This is a genomic window from Nitrosomonas oligotropha, assembly GCF_900106555.1.
Taxonomy (GTDB): Bacteria; Pseudomonadota; Gammaproteobacteria; order Burkholderiales; family Nitrosomonadaceae; genus Nitrosomonas; species Nitrosomonas oligotropha_A.
The window spans coordinates 96,960-113,682 of sequence record NZ_FNOE01000006.1; the positions used below are offsets into that span (position 1 = coordinate 96,960).

A 16,723-nucleotide genomic window follows, 5' to 3' on the forward strand; every position below is an offset into this window, starting at 1 on the left:
ACCCACTTCAACGACCGAAACACCACTCCATGCTGCCATCCATCGAACAACGCCTCGCCACCGAACTCGCGGTTAAATTCTCACAAATCCAAGCCACTGTGCAATTGCTCGACGATGGCGCGACGGTGCCATTTATTGCACGTTATCGCAAGGAGGCAACCGGCGGGTTGGACGATGCGCAGTTGCGGTTGCTGGCGGAGCGGTTGCATAGTTTGCGCGAGCTGGAGAAGCGGCGTGCGGCGATCGTTACGGCGATTGAAAAGCTCGGCAAGATGACGCCGCCGTTGCTCGATGCGTTGACGCACGCAACGGACAAAGCGCATCTGGAGGATTTGTACCTGCCGTACCGCAAGAAGCGCCGCACCAAGGCGCAGATTGCGCATGAGGCCGGGTTGCAGCCATTGGCGGATAGCCTATTAAACGATCCGCGGCTCGATCCGGAGGCGGAAGCCGCGAAATACCTGAAAGCGCCGTTCACCACCGAAGAAGGTGACAATCCCGGCGTGGCGGATGCAGCGGCTGCGCTGGAAGGCGCGCAGCATATCCTGATCGAGCGTTTCGCCGAGCATGCGCCGTTGTTGCAAACGTTGCGTGACTACTTGCGTGCGCACGGCGTGCTGACGGCGAAAGCCGCCAAGGACAAAAAAGACGACGACACCAAATACACCGATTACCACGAGTACAGCGAAGCAATCGGCAAAATCCCGTCGCATCGCGCATTGGCGTTGCTGCGCGGGGAGCGCGAAGGCGTTTTGAAACTGAAGCTGCTGCTGGATTCCGAGCTGGAAGACAAATCCCGCAACTTGGCGCTGAATCCGTGCGAATTGATGATTGGACGGGTATTCAACATCCGCGACCAGAAACGTGCGGCCGATGGCTGGTTGATCGACACCGTGCGCACCGCCTGGCGCACGAAAATCTTTGCGCACCTGGAAACCGAGTTGATGGGCAACTTGCAGGAAAACGCTGAAACCGAGGCGATCCGGGTGTTTGCGCAGAACCTCAAAGCCCTGCTGCTCGCCCCGCCCGCCGGGGCGAGCGTGACCATCGGACTCGATCCGGGTTTGCGCACCGGTGTGAAGGTAGCTATTGTGGACGCGACCGGCAAAGTGCTCGATACCGCGACGATTTATCCGCACGCGCCGAGAAACGATTGGGACGGCGCATTGCACACGCTAAAGCAGCTGGCGGAGCGCCATTCCGCGACCCTGATTGCCATCGGCAACGGCACCGCGTCGCGCGAAACCGATCATCTGGCCAAGGAGCTGAGCAAAAAATATCCGCAGCTCAAGCTGACGTCGATCATGGTGTCGGAAGCCGGTGCTTCGGTGTACTCCGCGTCCGAATTGGCGTCGGAAGAATTGCCGGATTTGGATGTGTCGCTGCGCGGCGCGGTATCGATCGCCCGGCGGCTGCAAGACCCGCTGGCCGAATTGGTCAAGATCGACCCGAAATCGATCGGCGTCGGCCAATACCAGCATGACGTCAATCAAAGCCAGCTGGCACAATCGCTCGACGCCGTGGTGGAAGACAGCGTCAACGCCGTCGGTGTCGACGTCAACACCGCGTCACCGGCGTTGCTGCGCTATGTGGCCGGGCTGAACAGCAAAATCGCGCACAACATCGTCGCGCACCGCAACAGCAAGGGCCGCTTCGCCAAACGCGCCGATCTGCTGAAAGTCCCCAGCCTGGGTGAAAAAACCTTCGAACAAGCGGCCGGATTCTTGCGCATTCCGGGCGGTAACAATCCGCTCGACGCCTCCGCCGTGCACCCGGAATCGTATCCGCTGGTCGAGCGGATTCTCGCCGACATCAACCTGAAAGTCAGCGAACTGATCGGCAATCAATCCGCGCTGAAATCGATCCGCCCGGAAAAATACACCACGGCGCAATCCGGTCTGCTGACCGTCAAGGACATACTGCACGAACTGGAAAAACCCGGCCGCGACCCGCGTTCATCGTTCAAAACCGCGACGTTCAAGGAAGGCGTCGAATCGATCAAGGACTTGCACCCCGGCATGGTGCTCGAAGGCGTGGTCACCAATGTCGCCGCGTTCGGCGCGTTCGTCGACATCGGCGTGCATCAGGACGGCCTGGTGCACATCTCGGCGCTGGCGGACAAATTCGTCAAGGATCCGCATGCGGTGGTGAAAGTGGGTCAAGTGGTCACGGTCAAAGTGCTGGAAGCCGATGAGAAGCGCAAACGGATTGCCCTGACGATGCGGCTGGGCGATAGCACAGCGGCAAAACGCTAAGGAAACGCTGATTAATTCGGCGAACGAGATGAAGCACGAGGCGCACGGAACACAGCAACCGAGGCATATCTTACTAGATAGGCAAGGGAGCGAGTACCGCGCAACGAAGTGATTCGCTCGTGTAGTCAATTAATCAGCGCTTCCTTAACCGCTCGGTTTGATTGCGATACCATTGCCGCTGGCAAGCAGCCACCGTCAATCGTCATCATCTGGCTCGCCGGATTCAAATAACCAGGCAAATTGAGCAGGAACCTGAATGCCTTCGTCGCGCACGCGGCGCTTAATTTGGCGCAACCTCGCCTCAATGTTCATTAACTGTTTGGCTTCTTCGGCAGTGAGCGCTGCACTCTCCGCCAAACGCTCCGACCAGCTATCAAGACTGTTCGCCAGAGCCGGGCCATACGCGGCAAAGTTTTCTTGCACCAGCTGCTCGTAAATACTCACCGCGCGGCCGATTGCATCCAGCGCTTGTGCGCACTGCCCGTCTTCCGCCAAATAAACCGACCAGTTGTTGAGGCTCGTTGCCAGAACTGGGCCGTACGCGGCAAAGTTGGCTTGCGCCAGCTGCTCGTAAATACTCGCCGCGCGGCCGATTGCATCCAGCGCTTGTGCGCGCTGCTCGTTCTCCGCCAGATGGATCGCCCAGTTGTTAAGGCTCATCGCCAAATCCGCGCCATACGCGGCAAAGTTGGCTTGCACCAGCTGCTCGTCAATACTCACCGCGCGCCCGCTCGCATCCAACGCTTTTGCGCGCTGCCCGTTCTCCACCAGACGGATCGACCAGTTGTTGAGGCTCGTTGCCAGAGCCGGGCCGTACGCGGCAAAATTGGCTTGCGCCAATTGCTCGAGGATCGCCACCGCCCGGCCGATCGCATCCAGCGCTTGTACTCGCTGTCCGTTCCCGGCCAGATCAACCGACCAATTGTTGAGGCTTTGCGCCAGAGCCAGGCCGTACGCGGCAAAGTTGGCTTGTGCCAGCTGCTCACGGATTGCCACCGCGCGACCGATCGCATCTAGCGCTTGTGCGCGCTGTCCATACCCAGCCAGATCAACCGACCAATTGTTGAGGCTATTCGCCAGAGCCGGACCATACGTGGCAAAGTTGGCTTGCGCCAGTTGCTCCTGAGCATGCACCGCTTTTTGACCGGTTGCGACGGCCAACGGCAGCAGGCTGCACTCCAGATTATTCCGGGCTAATGCCGCATTGACGCTGGCGTTGCGTTCGTCATCCTGAATAACCCAATCGATCAACGCTTGCAATGGCCATGATCGCTGCAAAATGAACTGCGCGTCGTGTATCAACCGCCCCAGCATGGAGCTGGCTTCGCGCTGATCCGGCGCCGCAGCTAGCGCGCAGTATTGCCATGCACCGGCCTGGTCATCGGCGATTTCAGTCAATGCGTGGTGCAGCAAATCGGCGGCGAGCAGGTCGGGTTGCAACGCGGAAATGCCACCGTCCCGCCACAGGCTGGTTTGTTTGAGCCGGTTCAACACGGGCAGACGGATATCGAGCGGCAGCGCCTCGCTGGCCTGGATCAACTGCCGCAGCGCCTCGCCCGGCAGTTTACCGACGATCGCGGCCAGCGCGCGCAGCATGACCAGGCAATGCGGATCGAGCTGCATTTGCTTGGCTTCCTTGACCAGACGGTTAATTTCGTATTGTTGCACCAAGGCGCGCAGTATCTCCGGCGCGTTCAGCTCGTGCGCGCCGGGTTGCTGCATGCCATGCACGGCCAGCGCCAGCACGAACAATGGGCGCTGGTGCGTGGTGTCGCGCTGCTGCCACTGGTGAAAGGCGGCTGGCGTGATCGGCAACGGCAGTGCGGCACGTTGTTGCCGCTGGTGCAATGACTGCCACGCCTCCTGAAACAATTGCCAGGCATCGGCGTTGGTGTTTGCGCCATCCGCCAGACCGGTCAATTCGAATCCGGGCGTAATGATGGTTTGCGCGGTTTGCGTCAGTTGTTGCAGGAAATCGCCGTTGCGCCCGAGCAGCAATACGCGCAGTTTGCACGTCAGCGGCTGGCACGCGAGCGCTTCCAGCAATGCGCGCACCTTGTCCGGGCGTTGTTCCGGGTAATCGATCACCAGCAACGTTCCCGCCCCGCCGGTATACCAGCTGCCGCTCAGCCCTTGCGCTTCACCCGCCTGCCAGCCTTTGTATTCGCGCAATTGGCGGGCGAACTCGAACGCTAGTCGGGTTTTGCCGGTGCCGCCTTCGCCTGTGATCAAGCAGCAACTGATCTGTTGCGGCGCGTCCGTCCAAGCGTGCAAGGTTTGCAGTTCCTGTTCGCGCCCGATCAGGCCGGTCAAGCGGCTTTTCCAGCTCAGCAGATATTCGATACTGGCGGCGTTGAAGCTGCCGCTGAGATCGGGAATGTTGAGGCAGCGCTGGCCCTGACCTTGGCTGATGATGCATTCGTCGCCCTGCCAGCCGATAGACAGGCCGCTCAGCCAGGATTGCAAAGTTTGCAGCAGACCGGCGGGCGCTTGCGCTTCGTCGCGGATCAATTGACGCAAGTACTCGGGATCTTCGCCGCGTAATAATCCAGCGAGCAGGCCGTTCGGCAACGGATCGTTCAGATCATGAAATTTCAGCGCGTTGACGCCCTGCAAAAACATCGAACACTGCGCGATGTGCTCGGGCGTCGCGCCCGGCAGCAGCACTGGAATGACACAATGCTGACGCTGCTGGATTTGCCGCCGCAGTGCCGCGTCGGCTTCCGCTTGCTGGTACGGGCCGATGCCGTCCGGCCCGAAGAAGATCACGATGAAGCGGCTGTCGCGCAATCCTTGTTCCAGATTGCGCAACCATTCATCGCCCGGCGCAATTTCCCACTTATCCAGGAAACAGTTCAGCCCTTGTTTTTCCAACGCAGCGGCGATGATCTCTACCGATGGCTTATCGGCACTGTGATGCGACAGGAAAGCGTCAGGCGGATTATCGGTCATCCATCATCCAAGGAGAGTTGTAGAAAGCGGCAAACTGCGCACCATCGCGCCGATGATAAATCGTCTTTGCAGCAGCGGGAAGATTTTTCAGCAGTAGTCGCAAAGTGACAACTCAGAAAAACAAATTGCTGGCGATTATTGTTCTAGTTCTTTTTTAGAAATGGCAAGCCCTGAACAGACATAACTAACTGTACTAATTGGAAGAATACCTCTTGCAATTGCCCGGCAGCGGGCATACCATGCCAATGAAACCGGTCATCAACAACTGCTGGTTTTGGCGGGCTTTCAGTCTCTCAAATAAAAGGAGAATAGATTATGAATACAATAAATTCTTTTAAACGCGCAGTCGCAACAGGTTTTATTTCAGCAGGTTTTGCAATGGGTGCAGCATCCGTTGCGAGTGCAGCGCCGACCGTAATCGGCTTTGAAGAGTTCGGTAACGTCGGTATCAGCGGCCCTACCGTTACTACCGAGTACCCTGGCGTGGTATTTTCATCAACGGGCGTTAACGTCAATATCGTTAGCAGCCAACCCGGCATCGGTGATGGATTAAATTTCTTATGTACAGGGAGTCCCGGCATTAATTGCGTGGGCGAGACCATTCTGAATTTTACCGATCCGGTATCCGGCCTGTCTTTCTTAGCTGTTGGCAGTAACAACTCGGGGGTTCAGGCGCTGGTTGATGTTTTCGTGAATGGTGCTTTCGCTGCGACGAATAATATCGTTGTAGGCGGTCTTTTCAATACTCCGGATCTAGTCGATCTTTCAGCGTTTAATAGCGTGACGTCGATCCGTATTCACGATATTACCGATGGCGGTGGCTTGGGTTGGGATAACTTCACATTCACTACCGCTGTTCCGGAACCGGAAACCTATGCGATGCTGTTGTTGGGTTTAGGTTTATTGGGATTTGCAGCACAGCGCAGAAAAGAGATGCCGGTATAACAATCCAAATTAGTCAGATTCAAAACGGGAGCTTCGGCTCCTGTTTTTGTTGGTGGAATCACTCCCTCAATGCGACACCGCAGATACTATAACTATTGGCAACTGCAAAAACAAACCCCGCCACTCGGGCGGGGTTGTCTTCAAATACAGCTCGATTAACTTAAACGCTTTGCTTTCTGCGGCGCGCCATGAAACCGATCAATCCCAATCCAGCCAGCAGCATCGCATAGGTTTCGGGTTCGGGTACGGCGGTCACTTGATCGAAATTGATATTGTCGATACCCACATTCCAATCGTTATAACCGAAGCGGATCGATATAGGGCCATTATGCGTCAGCCCGGGTGTGAAAGTACTATGTGTTCCGCCCGTTCCCAGAATGGTTACCGGTGAATAATCAACCAAAATCGTATTGCTGGTGCCATCCAAAATCTGCACTTGAGAGCCGGGATGATCAGAGACACTATAACCGGCCATATCGAAACTATTGAGACGAACCGCCCAGCCCGGTTCAGGCACCAAGGTGATTTCCGCGAAATGACCACCATTCACCACACTAAAAGCAACATTTCTTAAATCACCGTAATTAGAATGCCATAAATCCAGATTATTGTAGGCCACCGTATTGCTGCTAATTTCCCATGTGCGGTACTCGGTCGTTACATTAGGTGTATAGCCGTTACCGGTTAGGTACGATCCAACCGCATCACTTGAAGCGTTTACGTTATCGCCATAACTTCCCGGGATATCGCCATAATCTGGCAAATCCGGGCTTAAATCAAAAGTCAGCACAGTGGCCTGAGCTGATGCGGCCAGCAAAACGGCGGCTCCCGCCAGTGTTGTTTGTAATAAAAGCGATCTAGCTTTCATCATGTATTCTCCTCATCCATAATCCGATGCGACGAGCATTATTATTGTGCCGAGGCGCACGTAATCTAACGATTACTCGTCTAATCATTTAAATTAAAATTTTTTTGCAAAATGCCCAATATCAGATTTCACAGCAGCAATGCGAAATAAATGATGCATTCATCAAGTTACAAATAACATGCAAAAAATGCTCGTTTACCGGATGAATGGCCATAAAAATACGCGCCTACCCATAATAATCGCTAGAACAATGAGATAGCCATAGTTCATACTGCCCTTTTTTACCAGGATACTTGTCATTATTATGGGTAATCCCTTCTCTCCGCCAGCCTGTTGATGCCATCCGGCGCTCAGCTATCGCTGATTATATGTGGCAGCATCACATCGCATTTTTTTGAGTGTGTTATAGTAAAAACGGCATCGCATCACGCCACTCCTGTTAACGCTATGTGGAGGATCGAGATGAAAAAAAGTAAGCTTGATTTACGTGAAGCCATTGTTGATACGGCAATCGCCATCGCGGAACGTTCTAACTGGGAAGCGGTACGGTTGTTTGATGTAGCGGCGGAACTCGATATTACGCTGGATGAAATCCGGGTTCATTTCCGCGAAAAGGAAGATCTGGCCGATGCTTGGTTCGACCGGGCCGACAGCCAGATGTTACGGGCAGCGGAAACGGTTGAATTCATGTCCCTGCCGCCACGCGAGCGCTTGCAGTTGCTCATCATGTGCTGGCTGGATGCCTTGGCCGCGCACCGCAAGGTCACGCGGCAGATGATTGGCGCCAAATTGGAACCCGGCCATTTGCATATTCAAATTCCCGCCATCATGCGCGTTAGCCGCACCGTGCAATGGCTGCGCGAAGCGGCGCAACGCGATGCAACTTCCGTGCGCCGCGCGCTGGAGGAAACCGCTCTGACGACGATCTACCTCGCAACTTTCGCCTACTGGATGCAGGATGACTCGGAAAATTCACAGAACACACGCGACTTTCTGGCGCACAAACTGAAGTATGCAGAATCCCTGGATCATCTGATTTATAGCACTCTACATCAAGATACCGCAGCCGATGCCACCGCAGAAACACAATCCATCCATGAAATTCCGGAATCGTTTGAATCTCCACCGTTGACCGAACCGATCGCACAAGAAAGACATGCGAAATCCGGTTAAACCGTGGATCCCATCACGCATGCCTTAAGCGGTGCGTTGCTGGCGCGGGCTGCAGCGCCATCCATAGCGCAGCCGCTGCGCGAAAGCGCCGTTTTTCCGCTGCGCTTATACGTTATCACTGGTTGTGCCGCAGCCGCATTTCCGGATATCGATTTTGCGCTGCGGCTGATCGGCACACTGACGTATCTCAATTGGCATCAAGGTCCAACGCACTCGCTGATCCTGCTGCCGCTATGGGCATGGTTACTGGCTTGGCTAGCTTCAAGACTTGTGCGCAAACGCTATGCATGGCAATTGTTTTACCGGCCTGCTTGTTTGGGTCTCGCCATCCATATTGCCGGAGATTTGATCACATCGTATGGGCTGATGCTGTTCGCACCTTTCTCGACGGAGCATTTTTCCTTGCCGCTGGTTTTCGTCATCGATCCGTGGTTCAGCTTAATCATCATCGCCGGTCTGATCGTTTCATGGCATTATTCGCAGCAAAGAATCCCAGCTATCGCGGCATTGATCGTACTGTGCAGCTACACGATCCTGTTAGCAGTATTGCGCCAGCAAGCGATCACCGCCGCCAATCAATACATCCATACGCACACCATGCCACAGGTGCACATCAGCGTGTTGCCGCAGCCGCTATCGCCGTTCCACTGGAAAATCATCATCCGGCATGATGACGATTATCACCTTACCCATGTCAATCTGCTGCCACTCGATCATCAACAGCAACAAACTACTTGGCTACTCACCAAAATGGCTGCCGCTTATCGCCCGGTGGTGGAAAATAACTGGCAAATCCAGCAGCAATTCGGCGGCGACCCGGCAGAAATGATGCTTGCCCGCGAAGCCTGGCTGCATCCCGTTTTCGCGCCCTTCCGGGCATTTGCCCAGTTCCCGGTATTGGAGCGCATCGATATATCGGAACAAGGCCAGTGCGCTTGGTTCTACGATCTGCGTTTCAAATTCCCGGAACTGCCGCCCTCTTTCCGCTACGGCGTGTGCCGCCAGAACGGTCACACCGATTGGGAAATGTCCCGGCAACGGGGATTGTTTTACATTGACTGACAACACAGTTACGAAACACGCATTTCAAGATAAAATGCACTGGAAACAAGGTCCCCATTCAGCTTATGATGCAATCGTCATCACACAAGGAGAATCATCATGGCAAAAGGACAGCAACGAAAAACCAAAGAAGCAAAAAAACCTAAGAAAGAAACACCAAAATAACAAGGATAGTCAGCTAGAAAATCTGGGATCGCGAAGTAATGATTCAACACATAAAGTTTTAGCTGCGAGTTTAATTGCCTCCGGCTTTGCCGGAGGTTTATCTATTATTAAGACTCTAGGTGTAAGAAACTTCAGTGTTGTTTACAGTTAAGTTTTGAAGCCCTTAGTGCGGCAATCGCGTATATAGAAGCCGCTCAGGTACGATGAATCTGGCAAACCATAATCTGTGACTAGTCATTACGCACATTACTTCAACAGCGGATGATCCTTGGGCAATTGCTTGGCATACCACATCGCCAGTTTATGCCGTATGGTTTTCTCGGCGACTTGATCTTCCGGCAAAGGTTGCATGACTTTGTCGTGTACCAACAAACGATAGATGTAGAGCAGCTTCTCACTCGCCGAATCAGTTGCTTCAAACTGCACCACGCCTCGTCCTTCCGCATATTTCACCCCGGCCAGCATGGCTTCCTTGAATAAGGCAGCTTCATTTTTTAGTTTCTTCATGGCGATCCTCGTTAATACTACCTAGGTTGTTCGGTTCTGCTTTGTCCCCTTAAACACCTGAAGCCACAGCCTTACCCCACGAATCGCGCAAAGTTACAGCACGGTTAAATACCGGCTTACCGGGTTTCATATCGAGCCGGTCGGCGACAAAATAGCCGTTACGCTCGAACTGAAAGCTTTGTTCCGGCTGCGCATCGCACAACGATTGTTCCACATAAGCGGTGATAATTTGTTTCGACTCGGGATTCAACGCGGTTTTGTAATCCTTGTCGCCGCTATCCGGATGGGGGTCGGTAAACAAGCGGTCGTACAAGCGCACTTCCGCTACTTGCGCATGCTTGACCGAGAGCCAATGGATATTGCCTTTGACTTTGCGGCTATCCGCGCCGGGCGTTCCGCTTTTGGTATCGGGATCGTAAGTGCAATGAATCGCTTCGATGTCGCCCTGCGCATTTTTATCGACTTGCACGCATTTGACGATAAAAGCATAGCGCAATCGCACTTCTGCTCCCGGCGATAGACGGAAATAGCCCTTGGCGGGCACTTCCATGAAATCGTCGCGTTCGATGTACAGCACTTTGGAAAACGGGATCGTGCGTTTGCCCCATTCCGGTTTTTGCGGGTGATTCGGTGCAAAGCAGTCTTCTTGCTGATCTTCCGGATAGTTGTCGATGATCAGTTTGAGCGGCTTCAGAACGGCAACACGGCGCGGCGCATGTTCGTTTAAGTCCTCGCGCAAACAATCTTCCAATATGCTCATGTCGATCCAAGAATCCGCCTTGCTGATGCCAATACGCTCGGCAAACAGGCGGATCGTGCGCGGCGTAAAACCGCGGCGGCGCACACCGGCGAGGGTGCTCAAGCGCGGATCGTCCCAGCCGTCGACCAGTTTCTTCTCCACCAATTCAATCAGTTTGCGCTTGCTCATGACCGTGTAGGTCAGATTGAGGCGGGCAAATTCGATCTGCTGCGGGTGGCACGGCACTTTACCTGCCAGTTGATCCAGTACCCAATCGTACAACGGGCGGTGATCTTCAAATTCCAGCGTACACAAGGAGTGCGTGATGCGCTCCAGTGCGTCGGAAATGCAGTGCGTGTAATCGTACATCGGGTAAATGCACCATTGATCGCCGGTGCGCTGGTGATGCACATGACGGATGCGGTAAATCACCGGGTCGCGCATGTTGATGTTGGGCGACGCCATGTCGATCTTGGCTCGCAGCACGTATTGACCATCAGCAAACTCACCGGCCTTCATGCGGCGGAATAAATCCAGGCTTTCAGCGGCCGGGCGGTCACGATAGGGGCTGTTCTTGCCGGGATGAATGAGTGTGCCGCGATATTCGCGGATTTCCTCAGCAGAGAGGCTCTCGACGTAGGCTTTGTCCTGAGTGATCAGATACTCGGCAAATTCGTACAGCTGATTGAAGTAATCGGACGAATAATACAAGTGCTTGCCCCAATCAAACCCCAGCCATGACACGCTGTCGCAAATCGAGTCGACATATTCCTGCGCTTCCTTTTCCGGATTGGTATCGTCAAAACGTAAATGACACACTCCGCCGTAATCATGCGCGATACCGAAATTCAAGCAGATACTCTTGGCGTGCCCGATGTGCAAATAGCCATTCGGTTCGGGCGGGAAACGCGTTTCCACACGCCCGTTCCATTTACCGGTGCGGTTATCCTCGTCGATGATATTGCGGATGAAATTGGCTGGCGTTGCATCAACGAATGGATTGGTTTCTGGTTTTTCTTTCACAGCTGGTCTCTCGGTATGTGGTTGATACGTTAAGGTGGAATGCTTGCCATCCCTTACAGGATGAGATTATAGCGGCGATTGGTTTAAAATCCATCATTCTTCGGTAAGCCATGCTGGCTTGCGGTTTACTGCAAAAATACGCCAACCCGGCATCAAATAACGCATTCTATATTTGACTTTTGTTGATCCCTGACTTAAAATTCGCGGCTCTTTTTGAATACGCAGGACAGGTTTTTGTGAAAACATTTTCAGCCAAACCACACGAAGTAAATCATGACTGGTTTGTCATTGACGCGACCGGTAAAGTTTTGGGCCGCCTTGCTTCGCAGATTGCTTACCGCTTACGCGGCAAACATAAACCCATTTATACACCGCACGTTGATACCGGCGATTATATCGTTGTAGTCAATGCTGACAAATTGCGTGTCACGGGCAATAAAGCGGAAGGTAAAATTTATTATCGCCATAGCGGTTATCCAGGCGGAATCTACGCAACCAGTTTCAAGAAAATGCACGCGCGTTTTCCAACCCGTCCGCTTGAAAAAGCCGTCAAAGGCATGCTGCCCAAGGGACCATTGGGTTATGCGATGCTCAAGAAATTGAAAATATATGCTGGCGATACGCACCCACATGCCGCTCAACAACCAAAACCACTTGAAATTCGAGCATAATATCTATGGCTACTCAATATAATTATGGTACTGGCCGGCGTAAAAGCGCTGTCGCTCGTGTTTTTATCAAACCGGGAAAAGGTGCAATTATCATCAACGATAAACCGATTGATGTTTACTTCTCTCGCGAAACGGGCCGCATGATTGCGAAACAACCGCTGGAACTTACAAATAATGCCAATACTTTTGATATTATGGTAAACATTCATGGCGGCGGTGAATCCGGTCAGGCTGGTGCAGTGCGTCATGGCATTACACGTGCACTGATTGATTATGATTCAGCTTTAAAATCTGTCCTTAGTAAAGCAGGACTGGTTACCCGCGATGCACGTGAAGTGGAAAGGAAAAAAGTAGGCTTGCGGAAAGCCCGGCGACGCAAACAATTCTCTAAACGATAATTTTTTATCGCAGGGATTATCAAAAAGCCGCCTCCTTCCGGGCGGCTTTTTTATTGGATAACAAATAAGTAAAACCTATACCGAAGAAATATCTCTGGAGTTACGATGATCAATGTCGGCATTGTCGGTGGAACCGGTTACACAGGCGTAGAGCTATTGCGCTTACTGGCGCAACATCCCAAAGTAAAAATCAAGGCGATAACATCGCGTAGCGAAGCAGGCATGAGTGTCGCCGAATTATTCACCAATCTGCGCGGACATATCGACCTCAAATTCAGCGATCCTGCTGACGCAAAACTCGCCAAGTGCGACGTGGTTTTTTTTGCCACACCGAATGGCATTGCGATGCAGCAAGCGGAATCGCTATTGAAAGCGGATGTAAAAGTCATCGATCTGGCAGCCGATTTCCGCATCAAGGATGTCGCAGAATGGGAAAAATGGTATGGCATGCAGCATGCTTGTCCTAATCTGGTTGCCGAGGCTGTATACGGCTTACCGGAAATTAACCGCGAGAAAGTCAAGAATGCCCGCCTGATCGCTAATCCGGGCTGTTACCCAACAGCCGTGCAACTGGGCTTCCTGCCGCTGATCGAAGCCGGTGTGGTCGATATCAAACATCTGATCGCCGATGTCAAATCCGGTGTTTCCGGTGCCGGACGAAAGGCCGAAATACATACCCTGCACGCCGAAGCGTCGGATAATTTCAAAGCTTACGGTGTTCCGGGACACCGTCATCTACCGGAGATTAGACAAGGGCTCTCCAATGTGGCCAAGAAACCGGTCGGTTTGACATTTGTTCCGCATCTGGTACCGATGATTCGCGGCATTCATGCGACACTCTATGCCAAGCTGACCAAACAATTGGATTTACAAGCGCTATACGAGAAACGTTACCAAGACGAGGCTTTTGTCGATGTACTGCCCGCTGGCAAACACCCGGAAACCCGCTCTGTGCGGGGTTCCAACCTTTGCCGCATCGCCGTGCACCAACCGCAAAACAGCGATACCGTCGTGATCCTGTCGGTAACCGATAATCTGGTCAAAGGTGCGGCAGGGCAAGCAATACAAAACATGAACATCATGTTCGGCTTGCCTGAAACACTCGGCATCAATCAGGTTCCGCTCCTGCCTTGAACATGCTGAATACTCCGCTCTTCGCGGATAAATCGAATTTGCACCGGCAGGGCGCTTAACAGTGTTCAAGTTTTTCCAGAAAAAACCGCAGATTCTCTCCCAGCGCGTTGTCGTACGCCCGCATCGTTCATGGCAATTCTACTTAGCTGTCACTGCAATAGTCTGTTCCTTACTGGCTGCACTCTCCTGGGGCATGTACGAAGCAGGCAGGCACTCAGTGGATGAACTGGACGATAGGATCGAGGAGAAAACGTCGTATCTATTTGATCCCGGCGGTTGCCGGCAAACCAAGAAACAAAAATTGTGCACGCAAATTGGTGATTTGATTCAACAAGTACAAATCAGCAATACCGCCAACCAGAATCTCGCCGAAGAAGTAAAGTCACTCGCTGCCGAAAATGACCATCTCAAGGAAAAACTGGAGTTTTTCCACAATCTTGTCGCCAACAATACAAAAAGCGGTATTTCCATTTATCAATTCAGCCTGAAAGAAACGCAAACACCGGGGCAGTACCGCTACGCGCTAACACTCATCCAGGGCGGAGAAAGACCGAATGATTTCAAGGGGAACTTAAGGTTCAAAGTAAAATTGCTGCAGAAGGATCAAAGTAAAGTAATACCGCTGGTCAACAAGAATTCCAAGCAGGATTTTCCGATCAACTTCAAGTTCATTCATCGGCTGGAAGAGCATTTTCAAGTATCTCCGGATACCAGCGTAGAAAGCATTCAAGTGCAAATTTACAAAAATGGCGACAAAAAACCTATCGTCACTGAGACTGTCCAACCAGCATCGTGAAGGAGAAAGAATATGTTCGGTAGAAAAAAGAAAAACCAGCTCCATCATCATATCGATACCTTGATTGGCGCAAACACAAATATCACCGGCGATATCCATTTCACCGGCGGCCTGCGGATTGACGGACATATTACCGGCAATGTCATTGCAACCGATGACGAGCACAGCACCTTGGTTCTCAGTACCGAAGGCCGCATCGAAGGGAAAATAAAGGCCGCTAATGTTGTCATCAACGGTACGGTAACCGGCCCTATCGATGCAGCCGGATATTTGGAATTACAGGAAAAAGCGAAGGTATATGGCGATGTACAGTACGGTTCGATAGAGATCCAACTCGGTGCTTCTGTTGATGGAAAAATGCTCCATCACAACAAACCGGAATCCGGGAATGCGCAACAGCTCGAGAAAATGATAACATTATTGCCACCCTCGGCTGATCAGCCGCACATAGCGGCAGAAAAGGAAGCATCATAGCCAGCAAGCTGCCGGATGTTTGCTATACTGAAAACATTATGAGGATAAAACAAATATGAGCACTGAAAATCACACCCCGCTTTTATTTACTGAAAATGCGGCTTTTAAAGTCAAACAATTGATTGACGAAGAAGGCAACAATAATCTCAAACTCAGGGTCTTTGTCAGCGGCGGCGGCTGCTCGGGCTTTCAGTATGGTTTTACCTTTGATGAAACTATCAACGAAGATGACACCATCATGGAGAAAAACGGCGTCAAGCTCCTGGTCGATCCAATGAGTTTTCAGTATCTGATCGGCGCTGAAATTGATTACCAGGAAAATATAAAAGGCGCTCAGTTCGTTATCAAAAACCCAGGCGCTAGCAGTACATGCGGTTGCGGTTCGTCGTTCTCGGTATAAATTTCACGCGGCGGTATTAATCGAGCCGCCGTTCAAGCGGGATAAATCGCGCCTAAAATCCTGTTTCCTTTAGCGCCGGTCACTTCCGCCAAACTGCCCGCTTTCCGCACAATAGCCTGGTGCGCCAGCCAGGCAAATGCAAATGCTTCCACCCAATCGGCCGCGACACCCAGTTGATCGGTCAAAGCCACAATCTTTCCCGGCATGCTAATGGTCAGGCGATCAACCAGCGCCGTATTATGCGCCCCGCCGCCGCATAGATAAATTTCTTCAGCCGCCGGGCAATGTTCCTGTATCGACCGCGCAATCGTCGTTGCCGTCAATTGCAGCAAAGAGGCCTGCACATCGCGCGGCGCTTCGTCACCGCATAGCTTTTGTTCCAGCCAATGCAGATTAAACAGATCCCTGCCGGTGCTTTTGGGCGGTTTGCGGGCAAAAAAATCCTCGGACAAGAAGCGCTCCAGCAACGCAGGAATGATGCGACCGCTAGCTGCCCATCGCCCATCTTTGTCATACGTATTTCCGGTATGACGCGAGCACCAGGCATCCATTAATAAATTGCCGGGGCCGCAATCGAAACCACTGACTGACTGATGATGATCAAGGCAAGTGATGTTTGCGATGCCGCCAATATTGACGATGACACGATGATGATCGGCATGTTTAAAAACAGCATGATGAAACGCCGGAACCAATGGCGCACCCTGCCCGCCCGCCGCAATATCGCGGCTTCTGAAATCCGCAACAACGGTAATCTGCGCCAGTTCCGCCAGCAAAGCGGCGTTGATGAGCTGGATGGTGTAATTTTTACCGGTTTCGGGACAATGCCGGACCGTTTGGCCATGACAACCGATAGCAGTAATTTGCCGCGCCGCGATACCGGTATTTTCCAGCACTCCCGCAGTGGCTTGTGCATACAGGGAAGACAGTTGGTTACTGAGAATAGCCGCGCGATTCAGTTCATCGTGACCGGGTTGATGCAGCGCCAATAACTGCTCGCGCAATTCGTCATCGTACGGACAAAAAAATGTTCGCAGCAGCACCGGTGCGGCCGCACTGAAGTCAACCAGAGCGGCATCCACACCGTCCAGACTGGTGCCGGACATGATGCCGATGTAGTATGCGGATTCCAACGATTTTCGATGCTTAAAGCAGAGTTGA

At 52.7% G+C, this 16,723-nt stretch carries 17 protein-coding genes; 11 read left to right on the forward strand and 6 right to left on the reverse strand.

Features of this window, described 5'->3' with window-relative positions; all coding sequences use genetic code 11:
- Nucleotides 1-29 precede the first annotated feature (29 nt).
- Entirely contained in the window at nt 30-2,255 is a 2,226-nt protein-coding gene (locus BLU57_RS05255) for a Tex family protein (RefSeq protein ID WP_090317379.1), read from the forward strand.
- 195 nt (nt 2,256-2,450) lie between these two features.
- Here the strand turns inward: BLU57_RS05255 and BLU57_RS05260 are convergent, their stop codons facing one another.
- Nucleotides 2,451-5,207: a toll/interleukin-1 receptor domain-containing protein gene (locus BLU57_RS05260; RefSeq protein WP_090317383.1), complete on the reverse strand. Its 2,757-nt coding sequence runs from the start codon at nt 5,205-5,207 to the stop codon at nt 2,451-2,453.
- 315 nt (nt 5,208-5,522) lie between these two features.
- Between BLU57_RS05260 and BLU57_RS16450 the strand changes: the two genes are divergently transcribed.
- On the forward strand, nt 5,523-6,152 hold the full coding sequence (locus BLU57_RS16450; protein ID WP_256206137.1) for a PEP-CTERM sorting domain-containing protein: 630 nt from the start codon (nt 5,523-5,525) through the stop codon (nt 6,150-6,152).
- Nucleotides 6,153-6,312: 160 nt separating this feature from the next.
- Here BLU57_RS16450 and BLU57_RS16455 read toward each other — a convergent pair whose 3' ends face one another.
- Nucleotides 6,313-7,023: an FxDxF family PEP-CTERM protein gene (locus BLU57_RS16455; protein WP_256206138.1), complete on the reverse strand. Its 711-nt coding sequence runs from the start codon at nt 7,021-7,023 to the stop codon at nt 6,313-6,315.
- Between the two features lie 459 nt (nt 7,024-7,482).
- Between BLU57_RS16455 and BLU57_RS05275 the strand changes: the two genes are divergently transcribed.
- Genes BLU57_RS05275 through BLU57_RS05285 form a run of 3 tightly spaced genes read left to right on the forward strand, consistent with a single transcriptional unit; the run spans nt 7,483 to nt 9,571 of the window.
- A complete protein-coding gene (locus BLU57_RS05275; RefSeq protein ID WP_090317386.1) occupies nt 7,483-8,193 on the forward strand; it encodes a TetR family transcriptional regulator in 711 nt (236 codons plus the stop codon).
- A gap of 3 nt (nt 8,194-8,196) precedes the next feature.
- Nucleotides 8,197-9,255, forward strand: coding sequence for a metal-dependent hydrolase (locus BLU57_RS05280; protein WP_090317388.1), 1,059 nt, complete (start codon nt 8,197-8,199; stop codon nt 9,253-9,255).
- Entirely contained in the window at nt 9,248-9,571 is a 324-nt protein-coding gene (locus tag BLU57_RS05285) for a hypothetical protein (protein ID WP_090317391.1), read from the forward strand. Before BLU57_RS05280 ends, BLU57_RS05285 begins: the two co-directional genes overlap by 8 nt.
- 95 nt (nt 9,572-9,666) lie before the next feature.
- Here the strand turns inward: BLU57_RS05285 and BLU57_RS05290 are convergent, their stop codons facing one another.
- The 3 genes from BLU57_RS05290 to BLU57_RS16015 all read right to left on the reverse strand — a co-directional run bounded on the left by BLU57_RS05290 (nt 9,667) and on the right by BLU57_RS16015 (nt 11,935).
- A complete protein-coding gene (locus BLU57_RS05290; RefSeq protein ID WP_090317394.1) occupies nt 9,667-9,927 on the reverse strand; it encodes a DUF5062 family protein in 261 nt (86 codons plus the stop codon).
- A 49-nt stretch (nt 9,928-9,976) separates the two neighbouring features.
- Entirely contained in the window at nt 9,977-11,689 is a 1,713-nt protein-coding gene (locus BLU57_RS05295; protein ID WP_090317396.1) for a glutamine--tRNA ligase/YqeY domain fusion protein, read from the reverse strand.
- Nucleotides 11,690-11,782: 93 nt separating this feature from the next.
- The gene (locus BLU57_RS16015; RefSeq protein WP_176776370.1) at nt 11,783-11,935 is read right to left on the reverse strand and encodes a hypothetical protein; all 153 of its coding nucleotides are present in this window, start codon (nt 11,933-11,935) and stop codon (nt 11,783-11,785) included.
- On the opposite strand from BLU57_RS16015, the gene rplM reads away from it, so the two are divergent.
- From rplM to erpA, 6 genes are all read left to right on the forward strand, one after another.
- Nucleotides 11,926-12,360 carry a 50S ribosomal protein L13 gene (gene rplM / locus BLU57_RS05300; RefSeq protein ID WP_090317398.1) on the forward strand — a complete coding sequence of 145 codons (435 nt, stop codon included), beginning with the start codon at nt 11,926-11,928 and terminating at the stop codon, nt 12,358-12,360. The two genes, BLU57_RS16015 and rplM, sit on opposite strands and share 10 nt — an antisense overlap.
- A gap of 5 nt (nt 12,361-12,365) precedes the next feature.
- A complete protein-coding gene (gene rpsI, locus BLU57_RS05305; protein ID WP_090317401.1) occupies nt 12,366-12,758 on the forward strand; it encodes a 30S ribosomal protein S9 in 393 nt (130 codons plus the stop codon).
- Between the two features lie 105 nt (nt 12,759-12,863).
- Nucleotides 12,864-13,892, forward strand: a complete 1,029-nt coding sequence (gene argC / locus BLU57_RS05310) for an N-acetyl-gamma-glutamyl-phosphate reductase (protein ID WP_090317404.1) — start codon at nt 12,864-12,866, stop codon at nt 13,890-13,892.
- 61 nt (nt 13,893-13,953) lie between these two features.
- Nucleotides 13,954-14,688: a DUF6776 family protein gene (locus BLU57_RS05315; RefSeq protein ID WP_090317406.1), complete on the forward strand. Its 735-nt coding sequence runs from the start codon at nt 13,954-13,956 to the stop codon at nt 14,686-14,688.
- Between the two features lie 12 nt (nt 14,689-14,700).
- Nucleotides 14,701-15,162, forward strand: a complete 462-nt coding sequence (locus tag BLU57_RS05320; RefSeq protein ID WP_090317409.1) for a bactofilin family protein — start codon at nt 14,701-14,703, stop codon at nt 15,160-15,162.
- 55 nt (nt 15,163-15,217) lie between these two features.
- Nucleotides 15,218-15,562, forward strand: coding sequence for an iron-sulfur cluster insertion protein ErpA (gene erpA / locus BLU57_RS05325; RefSeq protein WP_090317411.1), 345 nt, complete (start codon nt 15,218-15,220; stop codon nt 15,560-15,562).
- A gap of 32 nt (nt 15,563-15,594) precedes the next feature.
- On the opposite strand, the gene BLU57_RS05330 is transcribed toward erpA, so the two are convergent.
- Nucleotides 15,595-16,695 carry an anhydro-N-acetylmuramic acid kinase gene (locus BLU57_RS05330; protein WP_090317413.1) on the reverse strand — a complete coding sequence of 367 codons (1,101 nt, stop codon included), beginning with the start codon at nt 16,693-16,695 and terminating at the stop codon, nt 15,595-15,597.
- Between the last annotated feature and the right edge of the window lie 28 nt (nt 16,696-16,723).